19 protein-coding genes and 2 pseudogenes are annotated in these 20,695 nt (G+C 71.3%); 9 read left to right on the plus strand and 12 right to left on the minus strand.

All coding sequences use genetic code 11. The features are described 5' to 3' along the window. Positions 1 to 75 precede the first annotated feature (75 nt). Entirely contained in the window at positions 76 to 1,143 is a 1,068-nt protein-coding gene (locus tag QNO09_RS37445) for a LacI family DNA-binding transcriptional regulator (RefSeq protein ID WP_502962400.1), read from the minus strand. 567 nt (positions 1,144 to 1,710) lie between these two features. After that, positions 1,711 to 2,142: a helix-turn-helix domain-containing protein gene (locus QNO09_RS37450; protein WP_283974701.1), complete on the minus strand. Its 432-nt coding sequence runs from the start codon at positions 2,140 to 2,142 to the stop codon at positions 1,711 to 1,713. A 99-nt stretch (positions 2,143 to 2,241) separates the two neighbouring features. Here QNO09_RS37450 and QNO09_RS37455 point away from each other — a divergent pair, with 99 nt between their 5' ends. Genes QNO09_RS37455 through QNO09_RS37465 form a run of 3 tightly spaced genes read left to right on the plus strand, consistent with a single transcriptional unit; the run spans position 2,242 to position 4,934 of the window. Further along, complete coding sequence (locus QNO09_RS37455; protein WP_283974702.1) at positions 2,242 to 3,093, plus strand: class I SAM-dependent methyltransferase; 852 nt, start codon at positions 2,242 to 2,244, stop codon at positions 3,091 to 3,093. Positions 3,094 to 3,144: 51 nt separating this feature from the next. Further along, the gene (locus QNO09_RS37460; RefSeq protein WP_283974703.1) at positions 3,145 to 3,855 is read left to right on the plus strand and encodes a ThuA domain-containing protein; all 711 of its coding nucleotides are present in this window, start codon (positions 3,145 to 3,147) and stop codon (positions 3,853 to 3,855) included. Next, a complete protein-coding gene (locus QNO09_RS37465) occupies positions 3,825 to 4,934 on the plus strand; it encodes a Gfo/Idh/MocA family protein (protein ID WP_283974704.1) in 1,110 nt (369 codons plus the stop codon). Before QNO09_RS37460 ends, QNO09_RS37465 begins: the two co-directional genes overlap by 31 nt. 2 nt (positions 4,935 to 4,936) lie before the next feature. On the opposite strand, the gene QNO09_RS37470 is transcribed toward QNO09_RS37465, so the two are convergent. Beyond that, positions 4,937 to 6,415 (minus strand): glutamate-cysteine ligase family protein, encoded by a 1,479-nt coding sequence (locus QNO09_RS37470; RefSeq protein WP_283974705.1) that lies wholly within the window; start codon positions 6,413 to 6,415, stop codon positions 4,937 to 4,939. A gap of 400 nt (positions 6,416 to 6,815) precedes the next feature. On the opposite strand from QNO09_RS37470, the gene QNO09_RS37475 reads away from it, so the two are divergent. Beyond that, positions 6,816 to 7,694 (plus strand): SDR family oxidoreductase, encoded by an 879-nt coding sequence (locus QNO09_RS37475; RefSeq protein WP_283974706.1) that lies wholly within the window; start codon positions 6,816 to 6,818, stop codon positions 7,692 to 7,694. 65 nt (positions 7,695 to 7,759) lie between these two features. Beyond that, positions 7,760 to 8,488, plus strand: coding sequence for a maleylpyruvate isomerase family mycothiol-dependent enzyme (locus QNO09_RS37480; protein WP_283974707.1), 729 nt, complete (start codon positions 7,760 to 7,762; stop codon positions 8,486 to 8,488). A 17-nt stretch (positions 8,489 to 8,505) separates the two neighbouring features. Here QNO09_RS37480 and QNO09_RS37485 read toward each other — a convergent pair. Beyond that, positions 8,506 to 8,663: pseudogene (locus tag QNO09_RS37485) on the minus strand (winged helix DNA-binding protein); the annotation flags it as partial. Positions 8,664 to 8,784: 121 nt separating this feature from the next. Between QNO09_RS37485 and QNO09_RS37490 the strand changes: the two are divergent. Beyond that, the gene (locus QNO09_RS37490; RefSeq protein ID WP_283974708.1) at positions 8,785 to 9,069 is read left to right on the plus strand and encodes a DUF6332 family protein; all 285 of its coding nucleotides are present in this window, start codon (positions 8,785 to 8,787) and stop codon (positions 9,067 to 9,069) included. Here the strand turns inward: QNO09_RS37490 and QNO09_RS37495 are convergent. Both QNO09_RS37495 and QNO09_RS37500 read right to left on the minus strand, forming a co-directional pair. Further along, positions 9,030 to 9,182 (minus strand): annotated as a pseudogene (locus QNO09_RS37495) (DNA-binding response regulator); the annotation flags it as partial. The gene QNO09_RS37490 and the pseudogene QNO09_RS37495 overlap by 40 nt on opposite strands. Before the next feature lie 313 nt (positions 9,183 to 9,495). After that, on the minus strand, positions 9,496 to 10,188 hold the full coding sequence (locus tag QNO09_RS37500) for a TetR/AcrR family transcriptional regulator (RefSeq protein WP_283974709.1): 693 nt from the start codon (positions 10,186 to 10,188) through the stop codon (positions 9,496 to 9,498). A 171-nt stretch (positions 10,189 to 10,359) separates the two neighbouring features. Here QNO09_RS37500 and QNO09_RS37505 point away from each other — a divergent pair, with 171 nt between their 5' ends. Beyond that, positions 10,360 to 10,809 carry a nitroreductase family deazaflavin-dependent oxidoreductase gene (locus tag QNO09_RS37505; protein WP_283974710.1) on the plus strand — a complete coding sequence of 150 codons (450 nt, stop codon included), beginning with the start codon at positions 10,360 to 10,362 and terminating at the stop codon, positions 10,807 to 10,809. On the opposite strand, the gene QNO09_RS37510 is transcribed toward QNO09_RS37505, so the two are convergent. Beyond that, entirely contained in the window at positions 10,793 to 12,034 is a 1,242-nt protein-coding gene (locus QNO09_RS37510) for a geranylgeranyl reductase family protein (RefSeq protein WP_283974711.1), read from the minus strand. The two genes, QNO09_RS37505 and QNO09_RS37510, sit on opposite strands and share 17 nt — an antisense overlap. 190 nt (positions 12,035 to 12,224) lie before the next feature. Here QNO09_RS37510 and QNO09_RS37515 point away from each other — a divergent pair, with 190 nt between their 5' ends. Continuing rightward, a complete protein-coding gene (locus QNO09_RS37515; RefSeq protein WP_283974712.1) occupies positions 12,225 to 13,580 on the plus strand; it encodes a dipeptidase in 1,356 nt (451 codons plus the stop codon). A gap of 60 nt (positions 13,581 to 13,640) precedes the next feature. Next, complete coding sequence (locus tag QNO09_RS37520) at positions 13,641 to 14,351, plus strand: MBL fold metallo-hydrolase (RefSeq protein ID WP_283974713.1); 711 nt, start codon at positions 13,641 to 13,643, stop codon at positions 14,349 to 14,351. 129 nt (positions 14,352 to 14,480) lie between these two features. On the opposite strand, the gene QNO09_RS37525 is transcribed toward QNO09_RS37520, so the two are convergent. From QNO09_RS37525 to QNO09_RS37545, 5 genes are all read right to left on the minus strand, one after another. Further along, the gene (locus tag QNO09_RS37525) at positions 14,481 to 15,566 is read right to left on the minus strand and encodes an ABC transporter ATP-binding protein (protein WP_283974714.1); all 1,086 of its coding nucleotides are present in this window, start codon (positions 15,564 to 15,566) and stop codon (positions 14,481 to 14,483) included. A 26-nt stretch (positions 15,567 to 15,592) separates the two neighbouring features. After that, on the minus strand, positions 15,593 to 16,693 hold the full coding sequence (locus QNO09_RS37530; RefSeq protein ID WP_283974715.1) for an ABC transporter ATP-binding protein: 1,101 nt from the start codon (positions 16,691 to 16,693) through the stop codon (positions 15,593 to 15,595). Positions 16,694 to 16,719: 26 nt separating this feature from the next. Continuing rightward, the gene (locus QNO09_RS37535; protein WP_283974716.1) at positions 16,720 to 17,712 is read right to left on the minus strand and encodes an ABC transporter permease; all 993 of its coding nucleotides are present in this window, start codon (positions 17,710 to 17,712) and stop codon (positions 16,720 to 16,722) included. A 74-nt stretch (positions 17,713 to 17,786) separates the two neighbouring features. After that, entirely contained in the window at positions 17,787 to 19,463 is a 1,677-nt protein-coding gene (locus QNO09_RS37540) for an ABC transporter substrate-binding protein (protein ID WP_283974717.1), read from the minus strand. Between the two features lie 75 nt (positions 19,464 to 19,538). Then, positions 19,539 to 20,570 carry an ABC transporter permease gene (locus QNO09_RS37545; RefSeq protein ID WP_283974718.1) on the minus strand — a complete coding sequence of 344 codons (1,032 nt, stop codon included), beginning with the start codon at positions 20,568 to 20,570 and terminating at the stop codon, positions 19,539 to 19,541. Positions 20,571 to 20,695: the final 125 nt, after the last annotated feature.

Here is a 20,695-nt window from a genome sequence, read left to right on the forward strand (position 1 = left end):
CTCCCGTTCGAGCGAAGCCGAGAACGGGGGAGCGTGCCGGGCGTCGCGACGCCGCGGAGATCCATCAGAAGCGGCCTAGTCCTCCGAGGACGGCCGGGTGGAGTCGCGACGGACGAGGCCGGGGGCGAAGACGCGGGTTTCGTGGAGGTGGTCCGCGCGGGCCTCGATCTCGTCGAGCAGCATCTCCACGGCCGCCCGGCCGAGGTCCTCGACCGGCTGCCGGACCGTCGTCAGGGTCGTCGCCCCGAAGGTCGCGACATCGAGGTCGCCGTAGCCGACGACCTGCACGTCCTCGGGGATGCGCACGCCCCGTTCGGTGAGGCCCCGGCACAGGCCCGCGGCGAGGAAGTCGTTGGTGCAGAAGACCCCGTCGGGCAGGTCCTTGAGCCCGCGGGCGACCTCCGTGCCGTACGCGACGGTCATCCGCTCGGCGACGACCTGGTCGAGCCGGGCTTCGCGGCGACTGCGCACGGCCTGCCGGGCGCCCTGGTAACGGTCGGCGCACTGCCGTATGCCGCGCTCGCCGTTGACGACGAGGACGTCGCGGGCACCGCTGTCGAGGAGGTGCTGTACGGCGATGCGGCCGCCGGCGATGTCGTCGACGGAGGCGGAACAGCCCTCCCGGTCGGGCATCGCTCGGTCGGCCAGGACGAGCGGGATGCCCCTTTCCCGCAGCCGGGCCAGCCGGCCCGGGTCGGCGCTGAGCGGGACGACCACCACTCCCACGGCCCGCTGCTCGACGAGCATGCTGAAGTAGCCCTGCTCCCGTTCCGGGGCGTCGCCGCTGTGGCACAGCACGAGGGAGTAGCCGTGGTCGTAGGCCGCGTCGGCGGCGCCTCGCGCGATGCGCGCGTAGAAGGAGTTGGTGACGTCGGGCAGCACGAGCCCGATCGCGGAGGAGTGGCCGGTGCGCAGGCCCGCGGCTCCCGGGTGGGGGACGTAGTCGAGCGCGGCGACCGCGACGCGGACGCGCTCGGCGGTCCGGGCATTGACCCGCTCGGGCCGGTTGAGCACGTTCGACACCGTGGACACCGACACGCCGGCGGCGGCCGCGACGTCCTGGATGCGGGCGGGACGTGCCGGAACGGCCTCCACCCCCCTCGCTGTTGCAGCCGTGCGACCAGGCACGACGGTGACCTTCATGGGCGTCGCGAGTATATCGCGACGGGATGTGGAACGTTTTTGCCGGCCTGCTTCCCGGTGACTTCCTCGGCACGCGGTGGGCCGTCGTGCGGTCGGCTGCCGCGCGAGCGGGTGCCGGCGGTGGCGATCGGCGACGGTGACCGGCGGGACGCCCTTCTCCCAGGGCCGCACCGTCCCGGTCGCCGCGCCGCTCGGCGCCACCACCCCGCCGCTCCCGAAGCGGATCCTCCTTGGCCTCCTTGCCGAGTGGGCTCAGCAGGATCACCACGGCCAGGGTGGGCACGAGGGTCCACACCATCGCCGACGCATACCCGTGGCGCTCGGCGAGGGCCTCCTGGATCGACCGGAGTCGCGGCGAAGGCTGGTGCCGTGGGCAGGCGACGTTCGCCCCGTCGCGACGCCCGGCACGCTCACCATGCTCGGCTCCGCTCGAACGGGAGGGACCCCTGCCGCCGCACCGGACGCCGCTCCTCAACGAGCCAACGTCGCCTGCCGCGGTATGGGGCAGGCGGCGACGCGATGCGGGCCGAGCGCGGCCCAGGATCGGACCGAGAGCGCCGACGCCCGTCAGCGGCGCTCGGGAACCCGCCGTCCCGGCGCCGTGACGTCGCCGGACGCCGCCGCGTCGATCAGGCGGCGGAAGGTGGCGCACTCCAGGTGGCTCGGTGCGGGGCAGGCGGCGGCGTGCCGCAGGGAGTCCCGCAGGACGCCCAGTTCGCGGATCCTGCGGTCCAGTTCGTCCGCCTTGGCCGACAGCTTCCGCCGGTCGATGCGCGGCTGCCCGTTCGGCGCGAACATCTGCGCGATCTCGTCGAGGGAGAACCCGGCCGTCCGTCCCAGCGCTATCAGCGCCAGCCGCTCCAGGACTCCGGGGTCGTACTGACGCCGCAGGCCGCGCCGGCCGGTCGAGGTGATCAGCCCCTTCTCCTCGTAGAACCGCAGGGTCGAGGCGGGCACTCCGGTGCGGTGCGCCACCTCGGCGATGTCCAGGTCTGTCATTGTCTTGACCTCAAGTCGACTTGAAGTAGAACGCTGTCATCCCGTCCCGACGAAGACAAGACGAACGCAAGACGAAGGCAAGCAGAGGGAGAGACGACGATGGATGCCTCACGCACGTCCCACGACGAGCAGGCCGCCCGCTGGAACGGGCCCGCCGGTCATGCCTGGGTGGATCTCCAGGGGCTGCTGAACGAGATGTTCAGGCCCTGGGAGGAGCTGCTCGTCGACACCGTGGCCGCCGAACACGCGGCGAGTGTGCTGGACGTCGGCTGCGGCACGGGAAGCGTGACCCGTGCCGTCGCACGCAGGGTGGGTCACTGCGTCGGTGTCGACCTCTCCGGCCCGATGATCGAGACGGCCCGGGCGCACGCCGAGCGGGAGGGCGTACCGGCGTCCTTCATCCAGGCCGACGCGCAGGAGCACGCGTTCGAGCCGGCCGCTTTCGACGCTGTCGTCTCGCGCTTCGGCGTCATGTTCTTCAGCGACCCCGTGCGGGCCTTCGGCAATCTGAGGAGCACGGTGAGCGACGGAGCGGCACTGCGGTGCGTCGTGTGGCGGGGCCCCGAGGAGAACCCGTTCATGACGACGGCGGAGCGCGCCGCGGCCCCGTTCCTGCCGGAGCTTCCCGCCCGGCAGCCGGACCAGCCGGGCCAGTTCGCCTTCGCGGACCCCGAGCGGGTCCACCGCATTCTGGCGGAGAGCGGCTGGGCCGGGATCGACATCCAGCCGGTGGACGCGGTCTGCGCCCTGCCCGAGCAGGACCTCGTCACCTACTTCACCCGGCTCGGTCCGCTCGGCACGGTCCTGCCCGGGGCCGACGAGCGGACCCGGGCCGAGATCGTCGAGGTGGTCCGGCCCGCCTTCGATCCCTTCGTGCAGGGCGCGGAGGTCCGCTACACCGCGGCCTGCTGGATGGTCTCGGCGCGGGCCGCCGGGGCGAAACTTTCGTGAGGTCCGCCCCCCTTTTCCGCACTCGGGCGACCGGCGCATAGTGAGATCACGATGACGCAGAAGAGAGCCTTGGTGGTCCGAGGCGGCTGGGAAGGGCACCAGCCGGTCGAGGCCACGGAACTGTTCCTGCCCTTCCTCCGGCACAACGGATACGCCGTCCGGGTCGAGGAGTCGACGCAGATCTACGCGGATGCCGCCGAGATGGCCGACACGGACCTGGTCGTGCAGTGCGTGACGATGTCGGAGATCACGCGCGACCAGCTGGCAGGGCTGTCCTCGGCGGTCGTGGCCGGTACCGGCTTCACCGGCTGGCACGGCGGCATCGCCGACTCCTTCCGCGCCTCCTCGGACTATCTGCACCTGGTGGGCGGCCAGTTCGCCACGCACCCGGGCAAGGAGCCGTGCGAGCGCCGGGGTGAGGCGGCGGACAACTTCCTGCCCCACACCATCACCCTCACCGATGCCGGTCGCGCGCACCCGATCACGGCCGGCATCGAGGACTTCGTGCTGGAGACCGAGCAGTACTGGGTGCTCCACGACGACCTCATCGACGTCCTGGCCACCACCAGGCATCCGGTGCGGCCGTGGGAGCCCTGGCACCGGCCGGTCACCTCGCCTGCGGTCTGGACCCGCCGGTGGGGCGCCGGGCGGATCGTGGTGACGACCCCGGGGCACAGCGTCGACGTCCTGGAGAACCCCCACGTCCGCACCATCGTCGAGAGGGGGATGCTGTGGGCGACGCGCACCGCGTCGGCGTCGTAGGGCTCGGCGTCATCTCCCGCGCGTACCTGGACACGCTGGTGGGACATCCCGGTGTGCGGGTCACCGCGGTCGCCGACCTCGACGCCTCCCGGTCGGCGGTGGCCGCCGCCGAACTGCCGGAGGCCCGGGCGTTGTCGGTCGAGGAACTGCTGAGCAGCCCGGACGTGGACACGGTGCTGAACCTCACCACCCCGGCGGCCCACGCGGAGATAGCACTCGGGGCGATCCGCCACGGCAAGAACGTCTACGGGGAGAAGCCACTGGCGGTGGGCCTGGCGGACGCCCGGGTCGTCCTGGACGCCGCCGCGAGGGCGGGCACCGGGGTGGGCTGCGCCCCGGACACCGTCCTGGGCACGGGAGTTCAGACCGCGCGGGCAGCCGTGGAGGCGGGAAGCATCGGGCGGCCCCAGTTCGCCTCGGCCGTGATGGTCACCCCGGGCCACGAACGCTGGCATCCCCACCCCGACTTCTACTACACGGCCGGGGGCGGCCCGTTGCTGGACATGGGGCCGTACTACCTGTCGTCCCTGGTCCATCTGCTCGGGCCGGTGCGGGCCGTGATCGGGGCGGGCGGGAGGCTGCGCTCCGAGCGCGTCATAGGTTCCGGCCCGCGGGCGGGCACGCGCATACCGGTCGAGGTGGACAGCCATGTGTCGGGAGTGCTGGAGCACGTGAACGGGACGCTGACGACGCTCACGACGAGCTTCGACGGCGTGGCCACCACGGCCGCCCCCATCGAGGTCCACGGTGAGAGCGGCTCCCTTGCGGTCCCCGACCCGAACCGCTTCGACGGGGAGGTGCGCCTGCACGCGCTCGGTGACACCGGGTGGCGCGCCCTCCCGGTGTCGGCGGGCTACGCGGACGGCGCCCGCGGCCTCGGCCTGCTCGACTTCCTCGCCGCCGACGGCGAGCGGGCGCCGCGCGCGAACGGTGAACTCGCGCTGCACGTGCTGGAGACGATGACCGCTCTGCTGCGCGCGGCGGCCGAGGGACGGCGGATCGAGCTGACGACATCGGCCCGGGTGCCCGCCCCCGTGCCCCTGACGGCGGCCGCGCAATGGCACGGCCGGACCGTCTGACGTCAGTCCACGGGCCAGGTGTGCGCGGGCGCGTTCATGTGCATGTAGTCCATGTACGTCCGGGTCATCTGCCGCAGCGCCTCCCGCCGGTCGGAGATGCCGGCCTTCTCCAGGTGGTGCACCGTCTCCGCCTGCCACAGGGCGCCGTTGCGCCCGGTGACGCAGCGCTGCTCGATGATGCCCAGCAGGGGTTCGCGCCACTCGGCGTCCATGCCGGTCAGCTCCAGGCCCCTGTGGGCGAGGGGCAGCAGCCGCCGCAACACCAGTTCGGTGACCGGTACTTCGCCCACGCCGGGCCAGTACAGGCGGGCGTCGATGCCGTCACGGGCGGCGGTGTGCAGGTTCTCCTCGGCGACCGAGAAGGACATCCGCGTCCACACCGGCCGGTCCTCGTCGACCAGGGCGCGGGTCAGTCCGTAGTAGAAGGCGCCGTTGGCGATGATGTCGGCCACGGTGGGGCCGGCGGGCAGTACCCGGTTCTCGATGCGCAGATGGGGACCGCTGTCGGTGACGGCGTAGATGGGGCGGTTCCAGCGGTAGATCGTGCCGTTGTGGAGGGTCAGTTCGCCCAACTGGGGAACACCGCCGCTGTCCAGCTCCTGCTGCGGGTCCTCGTCCTCGCACAGTGGCAGCAGGGCCGGGAAGTAGCGCACGTTTTCCTCGAAGAGGTCGAAGACGCTGGTGATCCAGCGCTCCCCGAACCACACCCGGGGTCGTACGCCCTGGGCCTTGATCTCCTCGGGGCGGGTGTCGGTGGCCTGCTCGAACAGAGGGATGCGGGTCTCGCGCCACAGCTCCTTGCCGAACAGGAAGGGCGAGTTCGCCGCGAGGGCGATCTGTACACCCGCGATGGCCTGGGCCGCGTTCCAGTAGTGCGCGAACTCCTTGGGCTCCACCTGGAGATGGAACTGGGTGCTGGTGCAGGCGGCCTCGGGGGTGATGGTGTCGGCGTACGTCGACAGGCGCTCCACTCCGTCGACCTTGATCCGCAGGTCCTCGCCCCGGGCGGCGAAGATCTGCTCGTTGAGCAGCCGGTACCGCGGGTCGCCGGAGAGCGCGGACTCGCTGACGTCCGACTCGGCCAGAGTCGGCAGGATGCCGACCATGATCAGGTGGGCGCCCACCGCCGCGGCGCGGTCCTCCGCGTGGTTGAGGGCGTCGCGGATCGCCTGCTCCCAGGAGCCGGGGCCACCGGCCGTCAGCTGCCGGGGCGGGATGTTGATCTCCAGGTTGAACCGGCCCAGCTCGCTCGACCAGGCGGGGTCGGCGATCGCCCGGAGCACGTCGGTGTTGCGCATCACGGGCAGCCCGGCGTCGTCCACCAGGTTGAGCTCGATCTCCAGACCGACCTGGGGGCGTTCGCTCTCGAACCCCGACTCGTGGAGCATCCGGGCGAGCACCTCGAGGTCGGTGTGCATCTTATCCCGGTACCGACGGCGGTCCTCCCGGGTGAACACCAGGGCCGGCACGTCACGTCCCATGTGCCCTCCTGCGCTCCTTCGGCGGATGCGTCCGCACCCTCGGCGGATACGTCTCGTCCCAGAGTCGCACCTTGTCCTCGACCCCGCACCCACCTGACCCCAGTTTGTGCCGAAAGTAAACAAACTCTGGCCGCACGGCGCCGTGCCGGGCGACGGCAACTCCCTGAACCGACTCCGCACAGCCCTCACCATCTTCTTGGCGGAGGGGTTCTCCGCCGGCCGCACTGACCAGTGTGGCGGTGGCGGCGGCCGTGGGAGCGCTGGTGGGGGGCGGTGGCCCGGCGGGCGGCCGGGGGCTGAGGAGGGCAGGCTGCCAGGAGGGAGCCCGGTGATCCTGGGTACCCGTGACCGGGCCCGTGGTGATCACCGGGCCGTACGTCAGGTACAAGGAGGCAGACCCGTGACCGAACAGCAGCACCCCGGCGAGCAGCACCCGACCCCGGAATTCCCCACCCAGGACCAGTCGTACCCCGGCTGGACGGGGCCGATGGACCCGCCCCCGGACCACGGTGAGGAGTCCTACCGGGGCAGTGGCCGGCTGGCCGACCGCAAGGCCGTGATCACCGGCGGCGACTCCGGGATCGGTCGCGCGGTCGCCCTGGCGTTCGCCCGCGAGGGAGCCGATGTGCTCTTCACCCATCTGGAGGACGAGAAGGACGACGCCGCCGAGACGGTCCGGCTGATCGAGGAGGCCGGCCGACGTGCCGTGCCCGTCGCGTGCGACGTGCGCGAGGAGGAGAACTGCCGGGCCCTGATCGACCGCGCCGTGCAGGAGTTCGGCCGGATCGACGTCCTCGTGAACAACGCCGCGTACCAGATGGCCCAGCCCGACGGCATCGAGGCGATCACCACCGAACAGTTCGACCGGGTGCTGCGCACCAACCTGTACGGCATGTTCTGGCTGTGCAAGCTGGCCCTGCCGCACATCCCGGAGGGCGGCAGCATCATCAACTCCACCTCGGTGCAGGCGTACAAGCCCAGTCCGCATCTGCTGGACTACGCGACGACGAAGGGCGCGATCGTCACGTTCACGCAGGGGCTGGCGCAGATGCTGATCGAGAAGGGCATCCGCGTCAACGCGGTCGCACCGGGCCCGGTCTGGACGCCGCTGATCCCGGCGACCCTGCCGGACACGCAGACGTTCGGCAAGCAGGCCCCGATCGGACGGCCGGCGCAGCCCGCCGAGATGGCTCCGGCGTACGTCTTCCTCGCCTCGCAGGAGGCGTCGTACATCACCGCCGAGATCGTCAACGCGACGGGCGGGACGCCGCTGCCGTAACCACCGGGGACGGCCACCGGAAAACCCCGGGCCCGCGGAGCGCTCCTTGCGGCAGACTCGGCGCCATGGAGACCGCCGAGTTCCTTCAGACCCTGGAGACGGAAGGCCGGTTGCTCGCCGCAGCCGCCGAGGAGGCCGGGACGGACACCACGGTGCCCACCTGCCCGAAGTGGCAGGTGGGCGATCTGTTGCGGCACACCGGCGCGGTGCACCGCTGGGCCGCCGCCTACGTCGCGGAGCGGAGCACCGAACGCCGCCCGCTGGTGGAACCCACCGGCCTCGACGGCGCGGAGCTCGTGGCCTGGTACCGCGACAGCCACCGGCATCTCGTCGGCACGCTGGCCGGTGCCGCGCCCGACGTGGAGTGCTTCACCTTTCTGCCCGCGTCGTCCCCGCTGGCCTTCTGGGCCCGGCGGCAGGCGCACGAGACGGCCGTGCACCGGGTCGACGCGGAGTCCGCACGCGGCGGCAGCCCGACGCCCGTCACCCCCGAGTTCGCGACCGACGGCATCGACGAACTGCTGCGCGGCTTCCACGCCCGCTCCAGGAGCCGGGTACGCACCCCTGAGGCGCGCGTCCTGCGGATACGCACCGAGGACACCGGCGTGGTGTGGACGGTACGGCTGTCGCCGGAGCCGCCCGTGACCACGCGGGACGCGTCCGCGGAGGCCGCGTGCGAACTGTCCGGCCCGGCCGAGCAGTTGTATCTGGCGCTGTGGAACCGCGCTCCCCTGCCGAACGTCACGGGCGATCGGGCGCTCGCCACGCTGTGGCGGGAGACGTCGGGGATCTGAGCGCCCGGCCGACGGGGTCAGCCGTCGGTGAATATCCCCGCCAGTACCGCGCGCCGTAGGGAAACACCTCTCCGTGCGGCGCGCGTCCCTTCGCCGTGAGACAGACCTTCACGCCACGCCGGACCTCGGGGCACATGCCGCGCTCGACGAGCCCTTCCCTTTCCAGCCGCGCGAGCTGGGAGGGAAAGCAGGGCCGGGACATGGGCTCAGTGCAGGTGGAGATGCGGGTCGGGCGGTGACACGGGCAGCGGTTCATGAGACTTGCCCGCCGGGCGCACCCCTGTTTCACTCGTCGGATGACCAGTCACGGGGGACGGCGTACCCAGGCCGAACGCGACGCGATCACCGTCGAGATCGGGTACGCGCTGTGCAGTGCGGCCTTCGCCGCCGCGGTGGTGTTCGGGGCCGTGGCCGGGCCCGCGCTGCTCTTCGACCTGCCGGGTACGCCGGAGCGCCTGCTGCTGCGCGCGGGTCTGGTGCTGGCGCCGGTGCTCTTCACCGCCCGGGTGGTCAGTGTGCTGGTCCGCTTCCAGAAGGCCGATCAGCACAGCCGGCCCGGGGGCACCAGCCCCGACTCGTAGGCGAGCACGCCCAGTTGGGCCCGGTCACGGGCCCCGAGTCTCACCATCGTGCGGCTCACGCGGGTCTTCGCGGTGAGCGGGCTGACGACCGGGCGGCGGGCGGTCTCCTCGTTGCGCCAGGGCCACCGGGGCGCCCGCCTTCCCACCGGTCCCACCGCGCGGGCCCGTGCCGCCGCCACTGCGGCGGCCCGCCCCGCGCGCGCTGCTCGTCCATACCGGCCACGCCGGACGCCGCGCCCCCGCGGCGGCGTCGCCCCGGCGTGGTGGTCACGCGTACTCCCCGGGAAGCAGAGCCGCCCCTCCCGTGCCGCTCGACGCCGTCCGCGCCGACGACGCGAGGCACGACCGGTGCCGGGCCCCAGGTCATGCTCGGCCACTCGCCGACTAGGGTGCGGCGGGCCGGCGGGCCCATCGTGCGGCGGCGGCTCACGCGGGCCCGGGCATCAGCCCCACCCCCCGGGCGAGTTGCCCCACCGCGTGCCGGAAGAACGCCTCCCGGTCCTCCACCATCCGGTTGAACTGGCCGAACACCTCGAAGCTGACCAGTCCGTACAGCTGGGCCCATGCCGCGACGAGTGCGGTCACGACCTCCAGCGGGACGTCGGGCGCGAAGTCGACGGCCATTCGTTCGGCCTCGGAGCGCAGGCCGTCCGGCAGCGAGGGCCGGGCAAGGCCCGGACCCTGATGGGCGTCGCGCGCTATGCCGATGAGCAGGAGGCCCACCCGGGCGGCGGCCGGAACGGTCGTGTCGGGGGCGGTGTAGCCGGGGACCGGCGATCCGTAGATCAGCGCGTACTCGTGCGGGTGCTCCAGCGCCCAGCCCCGCACCGCCTCACACACCGCGATCCAGCGCTCGAAGGGGTCGGCGGTGTCGTCGTGGGCCGCCTCGGCGCTCTCCCCCAGCGAGTCGTAGGCGTCGATGATGAGGGCGGTCAGCAGGTCGTCACGGCTGGGGAAGTAGCGGTACAGGGCGGAGGAGACCATACCGAGCTCACGGGCCACGGCCCGCAGGGAGAGCCGGGCGGCGCCCTCCGCCGCGAGTTGCCTGCGGGCCTCGTCCTTGATGGCCGCGGTGACTTCGATCCTGGCCCGGGCACGGGCGCCGTGTGCGGTGCTCATGCCCGGCAGTCTCCCATGAGAGCGGAGCAGTGCACACAAAAGAGAGCGCCGGACAAAAAAGAGAGCAGTGCTCTTGCAATCGCTCACCCTGCCCGGGCAGACTGGGGCCGAAGAGAGCGAGAGCAGTGCTCACACAAGAGAGCACCGCTTCGCCGCAGACGAGGGGTCCACATGTCCACGCACGTGCAGAAGCCCGGCTGGTTCACCGTCAACGTCCTCAACCGTCTCGTGGCCTGGCTGACCCGCCGCGGCATCAGCGTCTGGGGCTCGCGCGTCCTCGCCGTCCGCGGCCGCAAGAGCGGCCAGTGGCGCACCACGCCGGTCAACCTGCTGACCCTGGACGGCAAGCAGTACCTGGTCGCCCCCCGCGGCCATGTGCAGTGGACGCGCAACCTGCGCGCCGCGGGCGGCGGTGAACTCCACCTCGGCAGGCGTGTGGACAGCTTCACCGCGACCGAGGTGAGCGACGACGACAAGGCGCCGGTCCTGCGCGCCTACCTCAAGCGCTGGAAGGCGGAGGTCGGGGTCTTCTTCAACGGAGTCGGCCCCGGCTCCACGGACGACCAGCTGCGCCGCATCGCCCCGGACCACCCGGTCTTCGAGATCACCCCGACGAGCTGACCTCGCCGTCCGCCGCGGGACGGCGGTCCAGCGCGGACAGGGCCCGCTGGGCCACCGGGTACGAACGGACGATCTCGCCCAGCGACGTCGACCCCTGCGTGATCTCCTTGAACGCCTTCCAGGCCGGACGCAAGCCCGTCAACGCCGCGTGGAACAGCCCGGGACGGCGCTCGAACGCCGTCAGCAGCCGCTTGCCGACACTCATCTCCACTCCGAGCCCGGCCTTCACGGCGAACGCGTAGTTGAGGGCCTGCCGACGCGTGTCCACCGCGTCGTGCGCCTCGGCGATCCGCACCGCCCACTCCCCCGCCAGCCGGCCCGACCGCAGCGCGAAGGAGATGCCCTCACGGGTCCAGGGCTCCAGCAGTCCCGCCGCGTCACCGCACACCAGCACCCGTCCGCGCGAGAGCGGGGAATCGTCGGCGCGGCATCGGGTCAGGTGCCCCGAGGAGATGCTCGGCTCGAAGCCGGCGAGGCCCAGGCGGCCGATGAACTCCTCCAGGTACCGCTTCGTCGCGGCGCCCTCGCCCCGGGCCGAGATCACCCCGACCGTCAGGGTGTCGCCCTTGGGGAAGACCCAGCCGTAACTGCCGGGCATGGGGCCCCAGTCGATGAGCACCCGGCCCTTCCAGTCCTCGGCGACGGTCTCCGGCACCGGGATCTCCGCCTCCAGGCCGAGATCCACCTGGCCGAGCTTGACCCCGACATGCGCCCCTATGCGGCTGGCACTGCCGTCCGCCCCGACGACGGCCCGTGCCAGCACGACCTCGCCGCCCTGGAGGACCACGGCGACCGTGCGCCGGTCCGGCACCGACGAGCCGTGCTGTTCGACCCGCTGGACCGTGACACCCGTGCGCAGCTCGGCGCCCGCCTTCTGCGCGTGCTCGACGAGCTGCTGGTCGAACTCGGGCCGGTTGATCAGCCCGAACAGCATCTGCCGGGACCGCCGCGTGCGCGTGAAGCGGCCGTTGTTCGAGAACGTCACCGCGTGCACCCGGTCCCGGAGAGGCAGCTCGAAGCCGGGCGGCAGCGCGTCACGCGAGGGACCGATGATGCCGCCGCCACACGTCTTGTACCGCGGCAGCTCCGCCTTCTCCAGCAACAGCACGCGTCTGCCCGCGACCGCCGCCGCGTACGCGGCCGAAGCGCCCGCGGGTCCCGCGCCCACCACGACGACGTCCCACACCTGGCGCACGTCGTCCGCCGAAGAGTTCTCGCTGCTCACGATGGTCTACTGCTCCCGATCAAGCCGCCTGCCGCTGTCTCCCGCATCCTACGGCGGCGGTCACCGCAGGCCGCTGTGGGAGGATCGGCGACGTGGGTGGCCCTTACACGGGGCCGCGCCCGCACCACACGATCACCGCGTACCGAGAGGTACGCATCCGTACAACGTCGCACCCACGAGGAGCGTGCCCATGCCGTCGAATCCGGTCGCCGAAACCGTCGCCTCGCTGATGCCCAGGGCGAGGGAAGAGCTCACCGAACTGGTGGCCTTCCGGTCGGTGGCGGACTTCGACCAGTTCCCGAGGAGCGAGTCCGAGGGCGCCGCCCGCTGGGTCGCCGACGCGCTCACCGCCGAGGGGTTCGAGGACGTGGCCCTGCTCGACACCCCCGACGGCACCCAGTCGGTCTACGGCTTCCTGCCCGGGCCGGCGGGCGCGAAGACCGTTCTGCTCTACGCCCACTACGACGTGCAGCCGCCGCTGGACGAGGCCGCCTGGACGACCCCGCCCTTCGAGCTGACCGAGCGGGACGGGCGCTGGTACGGGCGCGGGGCCGCCGACTGCAAGGGTGGCCTGATCATGCACCTGCTGGCGCTGCGCGCGCTGAAGGCGAACGGCGGCGTTCCCGTCCATGTGAAGGTGATCGCCGAGGGCTCGGAGGAGATGGGCACGGGCGGCCTTGAGCGGTACGCCGAACAACACCCCGGCCTGCTGGAGGCGGACACCATCGTGATCGGCGACGCGGGCAACTTCCGCGTCGGCCTGCCGACCGTCACCTCCACCCTGCGCGGCATGACCATGGTGCGCCTCCAGGTCGACACGCTCGCGGGCAATCTGCACTCGGGCCAGTTCGGCGGTGCCGCGCCCGACGCGCTGGCCGCCCTCATCCGCGTGCTGGACTCGCTGCGCGCCGAGGACGGTTCGACGACCGTCGAGGGGCTCTCGGGTGACGCGGCCTGGGAGGGGTTGCAGTACGAGGAGGAGCAGTTCCGCCAGGACGCCAAGGTCCTGGAGGGCGTCGAGCTGATCGGGTCCGGGACGGTCGCCGACCGCATCTGGGCACGGCCGGCCGTCACGGTCATCGGCATCGACTGCCCGCCCGTGGTCGGGGCCACCCCGTCCGTGCAGGCCCGTGCCCGGGCGCTGATCAGCCTGCGGGTGCCGCCGGGCGTGGACGCGGGTGAGGCGACCAAGCTGCTCCAGGCGCACCTGGAGGCACATACGCCGTGGGGCGCACGGATCAGCTGCGAGCAGATCGGCCAGGGCCAGCCCTTCAGCGCCGACACCACCAGCCCGGCGTACCGGGCCATGGCGGACGCGATGGCGGTGGCCTACCCCGGGCAGGACATGCAGTACGCGGGCCAGGGCGGCTCCATCCCGCTGTGCAACACGCTGGCCGCCCTCTACCCGCGAGCGGAGATCCTGCTCATCGGGCTGAGCGAGCCGGAGGCCCAGATCCACGCGGTGAACGAGAGCGTCTGTCCCGAGGAACTGGAGCGTCTGTCGGTGGCGGAGGCGCTGTTCCTGCGCACCTACGCGGCGAACTGACCGCTCTGCCCGCAGCAGAAGGCCCTCGCCCCCGGACGGGGGCCTTCCTAGGGTCGTCCCATGGACGTCATCGAGCTGTCCCCCCGACTGCACCTGCTGCGCTTCCCGGTCGGCCAGGCCTACCTCTGGCGCGACGGCGGCGAACTGACGCTGGTCGACGCCGGCCCGGCCGGCTCCGGTGCCCCGATCGCCGAGGCGGTGACCGCCCTCGGCCGGCATCCCCGGGACGTGCGGCGAATCGTGCTCACCCACTTCCACGAGGACCACGCGGGCGGAGCGGCCGAGTTCGCCGCGCTCAGCGGCGCCGAGGTGCTGGCCCACCGGCTGGACGCGCCCGCCGTACGGGGCGACGTCCCGGGCCCCGAGCCGTTGTTCGAGGACTGGGAGCGGCCCCTGCACGAGCAGGCGCTGAGGCTGTTGCCCCAGGGCGACCACGCCCGGCCCCGGGAGGTCACCGAGGTGTCCGGCGGCGAGGTGCTGGACATCGGCTGCGGGGCACACGTCGTGCACGTGCCGGGGCACACGCACGGCAGCATCGCACTCCATCTCCCGCGGCACGGGGTGCTGTTCACGGGTGACACGGTCGCCGCGTCACCCGTCGACGGCACGGTGATGCCGGGGGTGTTCAACCTCGATCGCGCGCAGGTCCTCGCAGCCTGCCTGCGCCTGGCCGAACTGGAGCCGGACGTGGCCTGCTTCGGTCACGGGGAGCCGGTGACGGCGCGGGCGGCCCGGGCACTGCGGAGCGCGGCGCTCGGACGACCCGCCTAGTGTCCCGCGCCGGAAGTTCCTAGGTAGTTCCCGCTGAGCTGCGGACGGTCAACGCCCCTGGTCGGCGGCGAGAATCCGACCGCCGAGACGAGACAGATCTACCGACGGATTTCTGGCGCAGCACACTGGCTAGCCGAGAGCCGGGTCCAGGACGATGTCCTCCTCGCGTGCCGTGACGGACGGCTCCTCGGGGAAGTGGCAGGCGGTCAGATGGCCCGAAGGGCTGCCCTCGGCGCGCACCAGCCGCGGTTCCTCCAGGGCGCACTTCTCCCGCGCCTTCCAGCAGCGGGTGCGGAAGCGGCAGCCCGAGGGCGGGTCGATCGGGGAGGGCACGTCCCCGGCCAGCCGGATGCGTTCGCGCCGCTCGACGGCGTCCGGGTCGGCCTCGGGGACGGCCGACAGCAGTGCGTGCGTGTAGGGGTGCCGAGGCCGGGTGTAGAGCGAGTCCCGCTCGGCGACCTCGACGATCCTGCCGAGGTACATCACGGCGACCCGCTCGGAGAAGTGCCGTACGACGGCGAGGTCGTGGGCGATGAAGACGAAGGCGATGCCGAACTCCCGCTGGAGGTTCTGGAGCAGGTTGACGACCTGCGCCTGGATGGAGACGTCCAGCGCGGAGACGGGTTCGTCGGCCACGATCAGCTTCGGCCGCAGGGCGAGCGCGCGGGCGATGCCGATGCGCTGGCGCTGACCGCCGGAGAACTCGTTCGGGTAGCGGTTGTAGTGCTCGGGATTGAGCCCGACCGTCTCCAGGAGTTCCTGGGCGCGCTTCTTGTGCCCCTGCGGCGGGTTGATGCCGTTGAGCCGCATCGGCGTCTCGATGATGGTGCCGACGGTGTGCCGGGGGTTCAGCGACGAGTACGGGTCCTGGAAGATCATCTGAAGGTTGCGCCGGGCCTCTCGCATCCGCCCGGGTGGCCGGTGCGTGATGTCCTCGCCGTCGAAGACGACGGAGCCGCCGGTGGGTTCGAGCAACCGGCTGATCAGCCGGCCCGTGGTCGACTTGCCGCAGCCGGACTCTCCGACCAGGCCCAGCGACTCGCCCGGCCCGACGGAGAAGTCGATGCCGTCGACGGCCCGGACGGCCCCGACCTGCCGTTGCAGGATGATGCCCTGACGGATGGGGAAGTGCTTCTGCAGACCGCGTACCTCCAGGAGGTTCTCGCCGGCGGGGCGGTCGGGGCTGTGCCCGGTGGGGGGCTCGGTGGTGCTCACGGCATGCTCCCTTTCGTCCGCCGCCGTCACGGTGCGGTCCGTGCGGTCGCGGCGCCGCGGTTGTCCGGACCGGTCCCGCCGCGGATCTCCTGCTTGGCCTCGTCGCCGAGGTGGCACGCGGCGAGGTGCCGTTCGCTGCCGGGGACCGGGCGCAGCTCGGGCCGTTCCGTCGTGCAACGGCCCTGCGGGACCCAGCCCTTGTAGGCGCAGCGCGGGTGGAAGGAGCAACCGTCCGGCAGGTTGATCAGGCTCGGCGGGTTGCCGGGGATCGGGTCGAGCCGTTCGCCGACGTCCCCGCTGAGATGCGGCATCGACTGCAACAGGCCCCAGGTGTAGGGGTGTTGTGGCTGTCCGAGCACGTCGCGGATGGTGCCGTACTCGATGCGCCGGCCGCCGTACATCACCAGGATGTCGTCGGCGACGTCGGCGACCACGCCGAGGTCGTGCGTGATGATGACGACGGCGGAGCCGAACTCCTCCTGGAGGTCGCGGATCAGGTCCAGGATCTGCGCCTGGACGGTGACGTCCAGGGCGGTGGTGGGCTCGTCGGCGATGAGCAGGGCCGGGTCGCACACCAGCGACATGGCGATCATGGCGCGCTGGCGCATGCCGCCGGAGAACTGGTGCGGGTAGTCCCGCACCCGGCGCTCGGGCTGGGGGATGCCGACCCGCTTCAGCATCTCCACCGCGCGGTCCCCGGCCTCCTTCTTGGAGACCTTGTGGTGCACCCGGTAGGCCTCGGCGATCTGTGAGCCGACGGTGAAGAAGGGGTGCAGCGCGGACAGCGGGTCCTGGAAGATCATGGAGACCGTGCGGCCGCGCAGTGCGCGCACGCCGGCCTCGGGCAGGGCGACGAGTTCCCTGCCCTCCAGCCAGATCTCGCCGGAGACCCGGGCGCGGGTGCCCTTGTGCAGTCCCAGCAGGGCCAGTGAGGTCACCGACTTGCCGGAGCCGGACTCGCCGACGATGCCGAGGGTCCTGCCCTTGTCCAGGGTGAAGGAGACGCCGTCGACGGACTTGACGAGGCCGTCCTCGGTCGGGAAGGCCACCCTCAGGTCGCGTACGTCGAGGAAGGGGGCGGACGCGGGGGCGACATCCGCGGGCTGCGGTGAGGTCGATACGGACACGGGTGTTCCTAAGGACGAAGAAGGGCTCAGGCCAGGCGCACGCGCGGGTCGACGAGGCCGTACACCAGGTCGACGACGACGTTGGCGAGGACGACGAACGTCGCGGCGAAGAGCGTGGTGCCGAGGATGACCGGCAGGTCGGAGTTCTGGACGGAGTCGACCGCGAGCTTGCCGATGCCGTTGATGCCGAACACCGACTCGGTGATGACCGCGGAGCCGCCGATCAGTGAGCCGACGTCCATGCCGAAGATGGTGATGATCGGGGTGATGGCGGCCCGCAGACCGTGCTTGAGGACGACGGTGGCGGCGGGCAGGCCCTTGGCGCGGGCGGTGCGCATGTAGTCCTCCGCGAAGACCTCCAGCATGGAGGAGCGGGTGAGCCGGGTGTACATCGCGAGGTAGACGATGACCAGGGTGCTCCAGGGGAGGATCAGCCCCTGGAACCAGCCGGCCGGGTCCTCGGTGATCGGCGTGTAGCCGGAGGTCGGCAGGATCTGGAACGTGTCGACGAAGAGGTACAGCAGGAGCAGGCCGATGAAGTAGATCTGCACCGACACGCCGAACAGGGCGAGTCCGACCGCCGCCTTGTCGGCGGCCCGGCCCCTGCGCACCGCCGCGACGGTGCCGAGACCCACGCCCAGGACGAGGAACGCCACCGCGGCGCCGAGGCCGAGGGAGAGGTCCGCCGGGAAGTCCTGGAGCAGGGTGGTCAGGACGGGGGTGTCGGTCTGGAAGGAGATGCCGAGGCAGGGCGCGCCGCAGTGGACGCGCACGCTCTGGTCGCCGTAGTCACGGCCCGCGACCAGCCCCTTGACGAACTCCCAGTACTGCGTCAGGTAGCTCTGGTCCAGGCCCAGCGAGTGCTTGATCTCCGCGAGACGGGAGGGCGAGCAGGTCTTGCCGCAGGCCAGGAGCGCGGGGTTGGACGGCAGCGCGAAGAAGATGAAGAAGGTGATCGTGGTGATCACCAGCATGATCACGGCCGCTGCCAGCAGGCGTCTGATGAGGTAACGAAACATGGGGTGCCGGGACCTGACGTGAGGGGGATGCCCGCCGGCGGCCGGGGCCGCCGACGGGGTTCACAGGGGATGCGTCACTGCTTGATGTAGGCGTGCACCAGGCTGGGTTCGGCCATGATCGAGTCGTTGATGACCCCGCCCACTTTCGAGCCGCTCACCTCGCTGAAGTTCATGTACATCAGCGGGACGACGGCGGCGTCCTTCAGGATCTGCTCGTCCAGGGCCCCGTAGGCGGCGTTGCGCTGCTTGATGTCGGTCATCCTGCCGATCTTGTCGATCTGCGCGTTGACCTTCGGGTCGTTCAGGTACGAGAGGTCGTTGTTGGACTGCGGGAGCTTCTTGATCTGGCGCCCGTCGAAGAGGGTGGGCAGCACGGTGGAGGCGTTCGGCCAGTCCGCGATCCAGTCGCCCCAGGTCAGGTCGTACTGGTTCTTCACGTTGTCGACGGTGCTGAAGTAGTTGTTCTTGTCGATGGGGGTGATGTTCACCGTGATGCCGATCTTCGCGAGCGCGGTCTTCACGGCGTCGGCGAAGTGCTCGTGGGTGGGGATGTTCTCCACCGCGAGGGACATCGTCGGCTTGGGGTCGCCGGCCTGCTTCATCAGGGCCTTGGCCTTGGTGAGGTCACCGGCGGGGTTGCTGCTGTAGAGGTTGAAGTCCTTGTGCCCGTCGATGCCGGGGGCGAGCATCGTGGTGGCGTAGCCGCCGTAGGCCGATCCGCCGAAGGCACCGCGGACGGTGGTCTTGTCGACGGCGTACTCGATGGCCTGACGGACCTTGAGGTCCTTGACCCGGTTCATGTTGATCGCCATGTAGTTGATGCCGGGGGCCGGGATCTTGTAGTAGCGCGACTTCAGCGACGGGTCGCCCGCCATCGTCGTCAGGTCGGAGCCGGCGATCGGGGTCTGGGTGATCGCGGTCTGCGCGGAGCCGCCGTCGGACTTGATCTGCTGGTCGATGGCGGCCTGGTCCTGCCCGAACTTCGCGTCGATCTCGTCGAGGTTCTGCTGGCGGATCGGGTCGGTCGACCGGCTCCAGTTCTTGTTCCGGACGAGGACCATTTCCTTGTTCTTGGTGTACGACTTGATCATGTAGGGCCCGTCGGACCAGACATGCGTGTCGTACGTGGCGCCGGTGTCGTGGGCCTTGGGTACCGCCGACCAGCCGGTCATGGCCGTCGTCTCGTTGAAGTCGGCGACGGGCTGGTTGAGATGGAAGACGAGCGTGTACTGGTCCGGTGTCCGGATCGAGGCCAGCTGCTCGCCCTGGTACGGGCCCTTGTAGGAGTCGCCGCCGACCAGCCACTGACTGGCGTACGGCGGACCGCCGTTGATGTCCGGGGAGAAGGCCCGTTCGACGCCGTACTTGACGTCCTGGGCGGTGACCTCAGCGCCGTCCTGCCACTTGACGCCGTGGCGCAGGTGGAACGTCCACACGGTCGCGCCCTTGGTGGCCGTTCCGGTGTCGGTCGCCAGATCGCCGACCAGCTTGGGCCGGGATCCCGTCTCGTCCCATCCGGTGAGGGTGCGCACGAGCTCGTAGTCCATGCTCGAACCCTCGGTGGTGTAGGTCCGCTGAGGGTCGATGTGGTTGAAGTCGGCGTCGTCGAGGATCGTCAGCGTGCCGCCCTTGGACGGGGAGCCGCTGGCGCTGCTGCCGGAGGACCCTCCACAGGCGGTGGTTCCGAGGGCGATCACGACGGCGGTTGCCGTGAGAGCGACCGTGCGGGATCTGCGCGTGCTGCGCGTCATTGAGGAAACTCCGTTCTTGCTACGGGTCGGCGGCCGTTGGTGGGACCGCCGGGCCGAGACTCGGGGGGTGGTTGGTCAGCCGCGGCGGGCGCGGGGATCCAGGGCGTCCCGGACGCCGTCCCCGAGCAGGTTGAGCGCCAGGACCAGGAGGAGGAGCAGGACGCCGGGCACGAAGAGGTACATCGGGTCCTGGAGGAAGAACTGGGAGGCGTCCGACAGCAGGGATCCCCAGTCGGGGTTGGGCGGGATGACACCCACCCCCAGGTACGACAGGGCCGCCTCGGTGGTGATGTTCTGCGGGACGGCGAGCGCGAAGGAGATCAGGATCGGCGCCCACAGGTTGGGCAGCAGCTGCCGAAAGAGGATGTGCCGCCGGCCGGCACTCATCAGCCGCGCGGCGTCGACGAACTCCCGCTCGCGCAGGGACAGTACCTGTCCGCGCACCAGGCGGGCGGTGTACGCCCAGGCGAAGACGGCGATGTTGAGGACCAGGACGAGCAGCCGGAGGTTCTCGTCGGTGCCGCCGTGGCTGTCGGTCTGCAGCGCGCTCTGGATCACCGGGGTGAGCGCGATGATGAACAGCAGCTGCGGGAACGCCAGCATCACGTCCATGGTCCGGGAGAGCAGGGAGTCGACCCAGCCGCCGAAGTAGCCGGCGGCGAGCCCTGCGACGACGCCGACGGCGGTGGACAGCAGCGCCGAGGCGAATCCCACGTAGAGGGAGGTGCGCAGGCCGTAGACGATCCGGGCGAACAGGTCGTAGCCGGTGCCCGGTTCGACGCCGAGCAGGTGCTGGGCGCTGGTGCCGCCCAGCGATCCGTAGGGGAAGTTGCCCGTGTCCGGGTCGATCGCCCGGTTGTCGGGGGTGATCGGTCCCCAGCCGGTCAGCGCGGTGAGGACCGGTGCGAGGAGGGCGATCGCGATGAACAGGAGGGTGGCCGCCAGGGCGACCGTGGTGACCTTGTCCCGCCTGATCCGCCGCCAGGCCATCCGGGCCGGTGAGCGGCCGGCGACTACCGTGCCGCCGGGTCTGGAGTCCTGCGTCGACGGCTCGGCGTGCAGCGCGGTGCCGCCGCCGGTGTCGACCGGCTGGTGTTGCGTGGTCATCGTACGGACATCCCGGATCTGCCCCTGGGGCAAGGAAATTAGGTGGCGGTCGTTGCTTCCGCCGTGAGACTCTGCGGACTTTCGCAATGGCGTGCGAGTCCGGTCAAGCCGCGCAGGGGCGAGAA

The sequence above is a fragment of the Streptomyces sp. 378 genome (assembly GCF_030124145.1).
GTDB lineage: Bacteria > Actinomycetota > Actinomycetes > Streptomycetales > Streptomycetaceae > Streptomyces.